Source organism: Gemella haemolysans (assembly GCF_901873445.1).
Taxonomy (GTDB): Bacteria; Bacillota; Bacilli; order Staphylococcales; family Gemellaceae; genus Gemella; species Gemella haemolysans_C.
Genome location: NZ_CABFLN010000030.1, coordinates 94600 through 107328, shown reverse-complemented (window position 1 = coordinate 107328; position 12729 = coordinate 94600). Strand labels below are relative to the sequence as shown.

10 protein-coding genes and 1 CRISPR repeat array (1 of these 11 only partly in view) are annotated in these 12729 nt (G+C 31.3%); of the genes, 5 read left to right on the top strand and 5 right to left on the bottom strand.

Annotation, left to right across the window (positions count from 1 at the left end; translation table 11 throughout):
* Positions 1 to 268: 268 nt before the first annotated feature.
* Both JX287_RS04965 and JX287_RS04960 read left to right on the top strand, forming a co-directional pair.
* Positions 269 to 961 (top strand): CPBP family intramembrane glutamic endopeptidase, encoded by a 693-nt coding sequence (locus JX287_RS04965; RefSeq protein WP_204643060.1) that lies wholly within the window; start codon positions 269 to 271, stop codon positions 959 to 961.
* A gap of 9 nt (positions 962 to 970) precedes the next feature.
* Positions 971 to 2128, top strand: a complete 1158-nt coding sequence (locus JX287_RS04960) for an MFS transporter (RefSeq protein WP_204643058.1) — start codon at positions 971 to 973, stop codon at positions 2126 to 2128.
* 112 nt (positions 2129 to 2240) lie between these two features.
* Here the strand turns inward: JX287_RS04960 and JX287_RS04955 are convergent, their stop codons facing one another.
* From JX287_RS04955 to JX287_RS04935, 5 genes are all read right to left on the bottom strand, one after another.
* Positions 2241 to 3275 carry a M42 family metallopeptidase gene (locus tag JX287_RS04955; protein WP_204643056.1) on the bottom strand — a complete coding sequence of 345 codons (1035 nt, stop codon included), beginning with the start codon at positions 3273 to 3275 and terminating at the stop codon, positions 2241 to 2243.
* Positions 3276 to 3342: 67 nt separating this feature from the next.
* On the bottom strand, positions 3343 to 4209 hold the full coding sequence (fba, locus tag JX287_RS04950) for a class II fructose-1,6-bisphosphate aldolase (protein ID WP_003145913.1): 867 nt from the start codon (positions 4207 to 4209) through the stop codon (positions 3343 to 3345).
* A 367-nt stretch (positions 4210 to 4576) separates the two neighbouring features.
* Positions 4577 to 5476, bottom strand: a complete 900-nt coding sequence (locus JX287_RS04945) for an RluA family pseudouridine synthase (protein WP_204643054.1) — start codon at positions 5474 to 5476, stop codon at positions 4577 to 4579.
* 296 nt (positions 5477 to 5772) lie between these two features.
* Positions 5773 to 6021, bottom strand: coding sequence for a hypothetical protein (locus JX287_RS04940; protein ID WP_204643052.1), 249 nt, complete (start codon positions 6019 to 6021; stop codon positions 5773 to 5775).
* Positions 6022 to 6076: 55 nt separating this feature from the next.
* Positions 6077 to 7021 (bottom strand): Rpn family recombination-promoting nuclease/putative transposase, encoded by a 945-nt coding sequence (locus JX287_RS04935; protein WP_204643050.1) that lies wholly within the window; start codon positions 7019 to 7021, stop codon positions 6077 to 6079.
* Between the two features lie 285 nt (positions 7022 to 7306).
* Between JX287_RS04935 and uvrB the strand changes: the two genes are divergently transcribed.
* The 3 genes from uvrB to JX287_RS04920 all read left to right on the top strand — a co-directional run bounded on the left by uvrB (position 7307) and on the right by JX287_RS04920 (position 12027).
* Positions 7307 to 9307: an excinuclease ABC subunit UvrB gene (gene uvrB / locus JX287_RS04930; protein ID WP_204643042.1), complete on the top strand. Its 2001-nt coding sequence runs from the start codon at positions 7307 to 7309 to the stop codon at positions 9305 to 9307.
* 282 nt (positions 9308 to 9589) lie between these two features.
* A complete protein-coding gene (locus JX287_RS04925; protein WP_204643040.1) occupies positions 9590 to 10657 on the top strand; it encodes a D-alanine--D-alanine ligase in 1068 nt (355 codons plus the stop codon).
* Between the two features lie 8 nt (positions 10658 to 10665).
* A complete protein-coding gene (locus JX287_RS04920; protein ID WP_204643037.1) occupies positions 10666 to 12027 on the top strand; it encodes a UDP-N-acetylmuramoyl-tripeptide--D-alanyl-D-alanine ligase in 1362 nt (453 codons plus the stop codon).
* Positions 12028 to 12237: 210 nt separating this feature from the next.
* A CRISPR array of direct repeats spans positions 12238 to 12729; the repeat unit is 36 nt; unit sequence GTTTAGTAGAATTCAAAATTTACATATCTCTCAAAC; it runs 2038 nt beyond the window's last position.

Below are 12729 nucleotides of genomic sequence, written 5' to 3'. Positions count from 1 at the left end.
TAAATTGTATTTAATGCCAATATTGTTGCTGAACTTTCACCATCATCAGCTCGCTTTCTTACTTTACATTCTATCACTAAATTTATAAATTTTCAAGTGAAATTTATAAAAATATCATGAATACGTTTAACTCTTGATGATAGATTATTTAAGTTAGATTTTTATCTTATTATTTTCACCATTATATACAACTTTTAATTAATAAGGTTGTACTCAGTATTTATAGATGTTATAATAGAAAATGATTAAAATTTAATAAGGAGGGTCTATGAGATTTTCATTAACTCGTGGTAATGTTAACCACCTACTTCTTAGTGGAATTATTTATATATTAGCAGTATTTGTTATTCCACTTCAACTCCCTCGAGACATTAGTGTAGATAAGCGTGTTACTATTGTCCTATTTATATCCATAACAGCTACTTTAATTCTTGGTTATATAGCAAGAAAAGGAACTAATGATATAGATAAACAAAAGACTAAGTATAATCTTATCACCCTTTTTGCGATTGGTATTATTGGATTTATTTCGATGATGTTTCTTCAAGGTATTTTGAACGGTTTGTTAGTATACCTATCAAACTTTTTCAACTTTCCTACTAAAAGTAAAAACACAAGTAACGTCGTTGAAGTATTAAAATTAAAACCATACTTCGTACTATATGTAGCTGTACTAGGACCAATAATGGAAGAATTATTCTTTAGAAAAGCAGTATTTGGATATTTTTACGATGCAATGATAGGTAGTAAAAAATGGATTAGATTTACTATTCCTGCATTAGTCACAGGAATAATATTCGCACTACCTCACGACGGTTTTTCACCAATTATGATCGTCTATATCGGTATGTCATTCGTATTTTCTTATCTATATTTACATACGAAAAGAATAATTACACCTATCGTAGCTCATATTCTAATGAACAGCTTAGTAGTTCTAGTGCAATTTTTCGTAAATTAGGAGGTAAATATGTCATCAAAAACTTGGTTATCGTCTAACTACTTTTTACAATTTTTAGTAACGGGTACTTTTTTACCATTCTGGATGGTATATCTGACTTCTATAAAAAACTTAAGTGTTCTAGAGGCCAGTTCGATATTCTCAATGCTGTATTTTGCTAGAGTTATCAGTGGTATATTTTTAAGTCCTTATTTGATAAAAAAATATAACTTAAATATCACGATGAAATTATCCGTTGCTTCAGGTCTAATACTTGCAGTCAGTTACGGTTTTACAAACGAAAAGATATTACTAGGGATTATAACCTTTCTATTCGGTTTAGTTTACTATATGATTAATCCTTTAGTAGAAGGACTAGCTTCATTGTTTTTACGCGAAGAAAATATCGACTACGGGAAAGCAAGAACATACGGATCACTTGGGTATACAGTTGTTGGTATATTTATCGGAGGAGTATTAGGTTATGTAGGTAATGGGGCACTATATTACATACTTATATTTTTAGTAGCATTATATTTAGTATTTATGTTCCTACCACAGCCTAAATTAGTAAAAAACTTAAACTTGGATAATAACAGTAACAACGATAAAAAAGAAAGCCTATATGACTGGGTATTAAAAGATAGAAACGCAATTCTATTGATAGTAACTATTTTCTTATACCAACTTTCTCACACAGCATATAACAACTATAACGCTATATATTTAGAAAGTATGAACATATCAGCCAAATGGCTATCAGGAGTAATCTTAAATATATCAGTAGTAGCGGAAATTATCTTCTTTATCTTTTCGAAAAGATTGGTAGATAAAATTAAACCAAAAAATCTATTGGTATTCGCGGGAGTTTGTGCCGTGATACGTTGGGCAGCCTTAGCAACTTTCCATAATATATATGTATTTACAGTAATGCAAACATTCCATGCGATAACATTTGCAGTTGCACATATAGCATTCATCTTAATGCTAAATAGAGATTACAACAACAAAGAGATTATAGATATGCAAAATCTATATACAGCAATCTGTTTCCAACTAAGTATGGCTATAGGATTGTATATTATGGGAGCATTATGGGATATTAGTACTTCATATGTGTTCTACGCGTCAGCAATTATCGCAGCTATAGGAACAATAGTCGCAACGAGATTAAAAGCAATTAGATAAAATTTAAAAGACCTAAAAACTATAGAATATATAAGTTTTCAGGTCTTTTGTCATACAATATTACTAAGTGTTTTTAAAAATCTATTAAAGCATATATTATTCTTTATAGTCACTATACTAAAGGACTTCGTAAATAAACATTAACTAATTTATGAGTTTGCTCTACTGAATCTACGTGCGTTCTTTCGTAAGAGTGGCTTGACTCTATTCCCGCACCTAGTAGGGCGTGTTTGACTTCAGCACCTGCTCGCATAGCGGCTGAGGCATCACTTCCATAATATGGATATATATCTAGTTTATATTCTATTCTATTTTCTTTAGCTAGATTTACTAGGTGATTTCTGAATTCATAGTTATATGGACCACTAGCATCTTTTACACAGATAGACACTGTGTATTCATCTGTTTGTTGGTCATCACCCATTGCTCCCATATCTACCGCAAGGTACTCTACTGCTTCTTTCGGAAGACTTGAGTTAGCTCCATGCCCTACTTCTTCAAATACACTAAACATAAAATGTGTTGTATATGGAAGTCCAACATTTTCTTCCTTATATATTCTTAATAAATCTAATAATATAGCTGCACTAACTTTATCATCTAAAAATCTACTCTTAATAAATCCTGTATCTGTAATGATGGTTCTAGGATCAAAACTAATGAAATCTCCAACGTCAATCCCTAATTCGCGTGTTTCTTCTTCGTTAGTTACTTTGGCATCTAATCTTACTTCCATATTATCTTCTGTGCGTTCTACAGTACCAGCATCTCTATATACGTGTGTGCTAGTTTGGTGAACTAAGATAGTACCACTTACAGTTTTTCCTGTACTTGCTACATGGACAAGACAGTTTTCTCCTTCAATCATATTCCAAGGATAACCACCAACTTTAGCTAATTTAAGTCTACCATCTGGTTTTACAGCACGAACCATAGCACCTAAAGTATCAACGTGAGCAGTAATTACACGATGTTTAGAATCGTCTTTCCCTTTTACTACTACATTCACTCCACCTTTATTAGTTCTTATTGGATTGTAGCCAAGTCTTTCCAGTTCTTCTACTAAGTAGTTAGAGATTTCTTTAGTGTATCCCGTAGGTGATACTATACTTGTTAGTTTTTTTAAATAATTTATTGTTTCTTGCATTGGAATTCTCCCTTCTATTAAAAAAAGACCCATGCAAAGCATGAGTCTTAAATATGTTTCGTAGTTATTATGCTTTGTTTCTTGAACCGAAGATATCGATTTTTTCGTGAACCATAGCTTTAATAGCTTCAAATCCAGGATTTAATAATTTACGAGGGTCGAAACCTTTAGGTTTTTGATCTCCACCTTCTTCAATGTATTTACGTGTAGCTTCAGCAAATGCTAATTGACATTCAGTGTTAACATTAACTTTAGATACTCCTAGAGAGATAGCTTTTTGGATTTGCTCAGTTGGGATTCCTGAACCACCGTGTAATACTAATGGAATTCCACCAGTGATGTTAGAAATTTTTTCTAATGTTTCAAAGCTTAATCCAGCCCAGTTTTCTGGATATTTACCGTGGATGTTACCAATACCTGCAGCTAGGAAGTCAATTCCTAAGTCAGCCATTGTTTTACATTCGTTTGGATCAGCTAATTCACCGCTACCGATAACTCCATCTTCTTCTCCACCGATTGAACCTACTTCACACTCGATAGAAAGACCTTTAGAGTGAGCTAAAGCAATCATTTCTTTAGATTTAGCGATGTTTTCTTCGAATGGATAGTGAGATCCATCGAACATTACTGAACTAAATCCAGCTTCGATAGCTTTTTGAGTTCCTTCGTATGAACCGTGGTCTAAGTGTAATGCAACAGGAACTGTAATTTTCATTTCTTCTACCATAGCTTCAACCATAGCTGCTACAGTTCTGAAACCAGTCATGTATTTAACTGCTCCTTCACTTACTCCTAAGATTACTGGACTTTTTGCTTCTTCACAAGCAGCTAAAATAGCTTTTGTCCATTCTAAGTTATTGATGTTGAAATGCCCTACTGCATATCCTTCTTTTCTTGCTTTTACAAGCATGTCTTTTGCTGGTACTAATACCATGTTGTTTGTCCTCCTTAAATAACTACTTACTATATATTATAATACTACACTTTTTAGAAAAAATAAACTATTTTCTATCATTATTTTCAATTAAGTGTAATATTTATTAAATTTTAACATATTAATTACTCTATTCTTTGGTATTACAAGTTTTTGTTGTTAACGTATACATCGTTAACTTCTTAGTTTTTATAAATTCCTTATTAAAATTTCATAATCAAATTTCTTAAAGATTTTCATTTATTTAATCTATTTAATTTTTTCCTCTAAACTAGATTGTTATACTAGTACACCTATAAATCTTTAAAAAATCACCCCAAAATTAGCTGTTTAAACTAATATTTGAGGCGATATATTATACTTTATACTATTTATCTAATTTAGACATAGTCTCAACCATATACTCAGGAATTTTTGTTTCAAAATATAAATGTTCTCCTGTAATTGGATGGTTGAATTCGATACTTTTTGAATGTAATGCTTGTCCATTAGTATTTAATGTTTTTCTCGGCCCATAGACTGGATCGCCTACTAATGGGTGGTTGATGTATTTCATATGCACTCTGATTTGGTGAGTACGTCCAGTTTCTAATTCACATTCGATAAGTGTATATTTCTCAAATCTCTCTACTACTTTAAAGTGTGTAATAGATGGTTTCCCTTCATCGATAACAGCCATTTCTTTACGTTCTTTTGGATTACGAGCTATTGGAGCATCAATTGTTCCGTAGTCATGTTTAATACTACCATGAACAAGAGCATAATATTTTCTCTTAACATCTTTATTCGCAATCATCTCAGATAATTTGACGTGTGCTTTATCATTTTTTGCAACGATTAATAAACCTGAAGTATCTTTATCAATTCTGTGAACAATACCAGGTCTAATAGTACCATTGATACTTGAAAGTTCACTGTGGAATAATAAGGCATTTACTAATGTTCCATCTTTGTGTCCTACTGATGGGTGAACAACCATACCTTTAGCTTTATTTACGATAATTAAATCATCGTCTTCATATACAATATCAATTGGAATATCTTGTTTTACAACATCTAATTCTTCAGGTTCCTTGTATTCAATAGTAATAATATTACCTTCTTTTAATTTAAAATTTGTTTTAATATTATTTCCATCTACTTTGATATAACCTTCAGAAATTAAGTTCTGGATATTTGTTCTAGAAACATCTGTTAATTCTTGTTGTAAAAATTTATCGATTCTTTCACTTTTCGGTGAAGTATATATAATTTTTTGTGTATCCATTACTTCCTCCTTTTTTCATACTATACTATCTTAACATATACATTCAAAAAAACAAAATAAAATATAGTAGAAATGTTTTAAAATATAGTATTAATTACACTATTCAAGATTTATTAATGTAAAGTTTCAATTATAATATAAATAATAAGAAATCTCCCTCTTCATATTTAGAAGCTATATTCCCATAAAATAGAAAAATGAGAGCAATAATTTAGAATCCGTTTATTCAAACTATGATTCAATATCACTCTCAGTTGTTGTATACATTTTTAGAAATACTAAATTACAAATCTTAATTAAGCCTGTAGATATTTATCTAACTCTTTTTCTGTTAAGCCTAAATCTTGGCAGGCATCTTTTTTTGAAATTACTCCTAGTTTTACATATTTGATAAATCGCGCTATTGAATTATTTCTCTCTTCACTACGACCTTTTTCTATTCCTTTTTCTATTCCTTCATTTCGTCCTAACTCTAGTCCTTCTACAAACTTATATTGTAATGCGTCTATATATGCATCATACTTCCTTGTCTTTTCATCATACATCTTCTCTAATTCACCTCATTTTCAGCGAACATCTTTTTAAAACCTGAAATCTTAATTAAGCCTGTAGATATTTATCTAACTCTTTTTCTGTTAACCCCAAATCTTGGCATGCATCTTTTTTTGAGATTACTCCTAGTTTCACATATTTGATAAATCGCGCTATTGAATTATTTCTCTCTTCACTACGGCCTTTTTCTATTCCTTGTTCTAGTCCTCTTTCTATTCCTTCATTTCGTCCTAACTCTAGTCCTTCTACAAACTTATATTGTAATGCGTCTATATATGCATCATACTTCCTTATTTTTTCATCATACATAGCTTTCTCCTCCTCACTCCAATTTTTATATTCCATCAAACTATCAGCACTTTCAATTATTTCATCCTGACTTTGAGTGAATGGCTGATTAGAGAATAATTCTAACCAACGTTTTTTATTATAGTTTTCTCTGATATCAGGATTGTATTTACTCAGTTCTAGAAATGCCATAGTTATTAAATTTCTTTTTTCTTGTATTCCTTTTACATCGACTTTTAGCTGTTTATTTGTATCATCATCTCTTAGACTGAAACTTCTTATTGCTCTATCATCGTCAAAATAATTTTTTTCTAAAATCGAAACTGAATAAACTGGTATTAACTCTGAATATATAGGACTAGTTCTACCTAGTTGTAATCTTATTGTATCCATATTTTTTGATACTTGATTACATATATACACCCATAATCTTTTTAAAAATTCTAACTGCTTAGCTACCTGTATTTCTATAATAACTTGAGTACCATCATCTAATTCAGCAAGAACATCCAAAGATGTATTATACAGTAATATCTCGTCTTCGAAACTAGAATGAATTTGAGTTCCATCTAATATTTTTGAACATTTAACCGATAGTCCTAGTATATCACTAATGAAAGCTGATGTTATCTCTGTATTAGAGAATATTTTCTTAGCTACTAAATCTTCAGTTGGTTTTACATGTTCATGTCTAACTTTTTTCATAATTATACACCTCCCATTGTGTTTAATTACAATCTCCTATAACAATATTATATCATACTAATATCATCTATTTCCATTGATATAAAGTGTTTTATGAGTAATTTCTTAATAACTATTATTACAAATATAAACAATTTTAACATTTAAATACTGATTACTTTTTCTTCCACTATTCTCCTATCTATATTATAATGTTATAGAAAGAATTAATTAACCTTTTGTGTGAGTTACTTTACCTTTTATGATATTACTCACAATACTACTATTAAAAAAGGAGTGGATTTTTTGGAAATTAATAGATTACATGTAGATTTTGATCTTCAGAGTAAGTACGAACCGAAAGGTGATCAGGTGAATGCAATTGCCGAACTTACTGAGGGTTTAAATAATGGAGAAAAATATCAAACTTTACTTGGAGCTACAGGTACTGGTAAAACTTTCACTATAGCTAACATCGTGAAAAATGTAGGCAAACCTACCCTAGTTCTTGCCCACAACAAGACACTAGCAGGGCAACTTTACAATGAGCTTAAAGAGTTTTTCCCGAATAACCGAGTTGAGTATTTCGTTTCATACTATGATTACTTCCAACCAGAAGCATATGTTCCATCAACGGATACTTATATAGAAAAAGATTCTTCTGTGAACGATGAAATTGATAAACTTCGACACAGTGCAACATCATCTTTATTTGATCGTGATGATGTAATTATAGTTTCAAGTGTTAGCTGTATATATGGTTTAGGGTCTCCAGAAGAATATTCTTCTCTAGTGCTATCATTACGAGTTGGAGATGAAATTAATCGTAATAAAATAATGGAAAAACTAATCAGCATTCAATATGTGAGAAATGATATTGAGTTTACTCGTGGTACTTTTAGAGTTCGTGGTGATGTTATTGAGATTTTCCCGGCATCTCGCAGTGAAAATTCGGTTCGTGTAGAAATGTTTGGAGATGAAATAGATCGTATTCGTGAAATTAATCCACTTACCGGTGAAGTACTAAGCGAACTTGAACATATTGCAATTTACCCTGCCAGTCACTTCGTAGCAGGTGATGAAAAAACTAAAGAAGCAATTAAAAGGATTCGAGCAGAATTAGAAGAAAGATTAAAAGTTCTTAATATGGAAAACAAACTTCTAGAAGCTCAACGCCTTGAACAACGTACTAACTATGACCTTGAAATGATGGAAGAAATGGGATTCTGTTCAGGGATAGAGAACTACTCTCTTCATCTTACACTTCGTGAACCTGGTAGTACACCTTATACTTTACTAGACTATTTCCCTGATGATTGGTTGCTTGTAGTTGATGAATCACACGTTACTCTTCCTCAAGTTCGTGGTATGTTTAACGGAGATAGAGCTCGTAAACAAGTTCTTGTTGATTATGGATTTAGATTACCTACAGCTCTGGATAACCGACCTTTAAACTTCGAAGAATTCGAGAAGAAATTAAACCAAGCTATTTTCGTATCAGCTACTCCTGGAGACTTCGAATTAGAGCATAGTACTAAAATTACTGAACAAATTATTCGTCCTACTGGTCTACTAGATCCAATTATCGATATTCGTCCAGTTAGCGATCAAGTCTTCGATATAACTAAAGAAGCTGAGAAGATTATAGCTAAAGGAGAACGTGTTCTAATAACTACTCTAACTAAGAAGATGGCAGAGTCTCTTACTGCTTATCTGAAAGAGAATGGTCTAAAAGTAGAATATCTTCATTCAGATATAAAAACTTTAGAACGTACTGAAATAATTAGAAATCTTCGTCTTGGTAAATTCGATATTCTTATTGGAATTAACCTATTACGTGAAGGATTAGATATTCCTGAAGTGTCGCTTGTAGCTATTTTGGATGCTGATAAAGAAGGATTTTTACGTGGAGATAAAGCTCTTCTTCAAACAATCGGTCGTGCAGCTCGTAATGCAAATGGTCGAGTAATCATGTATGCAGATAATATTACTCGAAGCATGAGAAAAGCGATTGATGAGACAAATCGTCGTCGTGAAATTCAAATGGCATACAACGAAGAACACGGAATCACTCCTCAAACAATTATAAAAGATATTCGTGATTCTATAAGTGCTAAGAAAGAAGTCGTTAAAGATGATGAAATTCTTGAACTTGAAGAAAGTGCAAATATCAATGATGATAATATTGAAGAGCACTTAGCAGAACTAGAACAACAAATGTTCGCCGCTGCAGAAAAATTTGAGTTCGAACAAGCTGCGAAACTTCGTGATACGATTGCAGAACTTAAAGAAAAGTATAAGCTTTAGACAGTAATTTTAAAGAAGCAACAAGATTAATTTGATTAATATAAAATCAAAAATCTTTGAGCTTCTTTTTATTATTCCTAAACATTTTAATTTTTTTAAAAATTTATTCTATATATCTTACAAATTTATTCTACTTTTAAGTTTTTATGATATAATAAAGTATGTTAGTTTTGTATCGTATTCATAAAATAATGAACATTACTAATTTAGCACATGTGTAAATCGACATTTATACATTTCAATTAAAGACAAAAACAATTTTATTTCTTAGGAGATTAAAAAATGACAAAACAAAATATTGGAATTATTTATGGTGGAAAAAGTGCTGAACACTCAATTTCACTATTAACAGCAAAATCAATTATTAACGCAATTGACAAAGAAAAATACAACGTATTCCCTATCTTCATCTCATTAGAAGGAAACTGGGCACGTGGCGAACAAATTACATCAGAAATAGCTGATCAACACGATCTTATTTTCTCAAATTTTGATAATGACATCAGTGGATTATTATTTGAAGATGGACGTAAATTTGATATCGTCTTCCCTGTTCTTCACGGACCTAATGGTGAAGATGGAACAATCCAAGGTTTACTAGAAATTATGGATATAGCATATGTAGGTAACAACGTACTTTCAAGTGCTGCAGGTATGGATAAAGTAGTTATGAAACAATTATTCGCTGCTTACGGCTTACCGCAACTACCTTATGTTCACTTTATCGAGTATACATGGAAAAATAAAAAAGAAGCTATTATCAATGAAATCAGCGAAAACCTTAAATACCCTGTTTTCGTTAAACCTGCAAACTTAGGTTCATCTGTTGGTATTAGTCGTTGTAACGATGAAGCTGAATTAGTTAAAGGTATCGAAGAAGCCCTTAAATTCGATAAAAAAATCGTTGTTGAACAAGGTGCTGTTGGAGCTAAAGAAATCGAAGTTGCAGTTCTTGGTTACAATGAAGTAAAAACCACAGATCCAGGTGAAATCGTAAATATTTCTTCAACAGAATTCTACGATTATGAAACTAAATACACTGATGGACAATCACGTATGGATATTCCTGCACCAGTAGATACTACTCTATATCCTAAATTTAGAGAAATGGCAGCTACTGCTTTCCGTGCAATCAGTGGTTCTGGTTTAGTACGTGCTGACTTCTTCTACACTAAAGAAGGAGAAATTTTCATTAACGAAGTAAACACAATGCCTGGTTTCACACCATTCTCAATGTTCCCTTCACTATGGGCAAACATGAATGTAAGTTATTCTGAAATTATCGAAGAATTATTCAAGTTAGCTATAGAGCGTTACGAAGATCGCAAAAACTTATTAACTGAAGAATAGGATAAGACATGAAATATTTAGTTAAAGATTTAGAAAAAATATTAAATGCAAAAAAAGTAAATATCATAAACGATACAGAAATTACTGGTATAGCAATCGATAGTAGAAAAGTTAAACAAGGGGATCTATTCATCCCTTTCTTAGGTGAAAATATAGATGGTCACAACTATATAGAAAGTGCTTTTGAAAAAGGTGCTGCAGCAAGTTTATCTTTAAAAGATGACTTCATTTCTGATAATAACATTATCTATGTTAATGATAGCTACGAAGCTATTCAAACTCTAGCAAAACATTACTTAGATAGCCTAAATGCTAAAACCATCGCAATCACAGGTAGTAATGGTAAAACTACTACAAAAGATATAATTACTAGTGTGTTATCAACAAAATATAAAGTTCACAAAACACAAGGTAACTTTAATAACGAACTTGGTGTGCCATTAACTATTCTTGCTTCACCAGAAGATAGTGAAATACTTGTTCTTGAAATGGGAGCTGATGGATTCGGTCAACTTGATTTCTTATCTAAGATGGTTGAACCAGATTATACAGTAATTACTAATATCGGTGAAAGTCATATTGAATTCTTCAAATCACGTGAAGGTATAGCTAAGGCTAAATTCGAAATTACTAACGGAATGAAAAAAGACGGATACTTCGTTTATAACGGAGATGAAATTCTTCTAAAAACATTAGTAGATTCATCAGATATTAATGCTACTTCATGTGGTGAAAATAGCTATAACGATATTATTTTGGAAAACTACACTATTACTCGTGATAGGATTGATTTCAAACTGAGCATAAGCGATGAGCAATACTTCACTAAATTAAAAGGAAAACATAATCTATTCAACATTATGTTCGCAACTGCTATCGCAAGTAAAATTGGATTAACTAACGAGGAAATCCGCAAGGCTATAGAAAATACTGTAGAAATAACAGGAATGCGTCTGCAAAGTATTCCTTACAAAGAAGACTCACTAATTATTAACGATGCTTATAATGCCAGCCCTACTTCTATGAAAGCTGGAGTAGATGTCGTAAGTAGTTTCGATGACTTCGATTATAAAACATTAGTATTAGGAAGCATGTTCGAACTTGGACCAAATGAAGTTAACTATCACGGTGAAGTTGGTGAATATATCTCTAACAATACTAACGATATAGATTTAGTAATTAGCGTTGGAGATCTAGCTGAAAACATTACTAAACAAATTAAAAATGACAAAATAAAAACACTACACTTCCCTACTACTGCTGAAGTTAGTGAATATTTAAAAAATAACAAACACAAAAACGAAGTTATCCTATTTAAAGCAAGTCGTTCAATGAAATTAGAAACGATTATTGAAGAAATAGCGAAGTAAAACAGAATATTAACAAGCGTTTACGTTTATTGAGATTAACGTGAACGCTTTTTTTATGAATCTTCTTTTTTAGTTACCTAGGTTTATGTAAACAAAAATAAGATTATCGATCAAATAACACTCAATGTTATCTCATCAATAATCTTATTAAATAATCACAAAATTTACATATCTCTCAAACAATCAATAACTTAGCGTCTCTTAACTTATGTTTAGTAGAATTCAAAATTTACATATCTCTCAAACGGGCGTTCCCCAGCTTTCTTATAGGATATCGTTTAGTAGAATTCAAAATTTACATATCTCTCAAACTCAAGTTCTGGCATAGGTCCATACCACATGGTTTAGTAGAATTCAAAATTTACATATCTCTCAAACATTATCTGTGTGGGGGTTACAGACAAAACGGTTTAGTAGAATTCAAAATTTACATATCTCTCAAACTTATATTGTGGTATTTGCATCCAGTAAATAGTTTAGTAGAATTCAAAATTTACATATCTCTCAAACAATTGTTCTTCTCTTAATCTCTCATATTTGTTTAGTAGAATTCAAAATTTACATATCTCTCAAACATACATCTTTAAAACAGCTTCTGACAATACGTTTAGTAGAATTCAAAATTTACATATCTCTCAAACCCTAATTGACTTTCAACCCAAGTTTTAAGTGTTTAGTAGAATTCAAAATTTACATATCTCT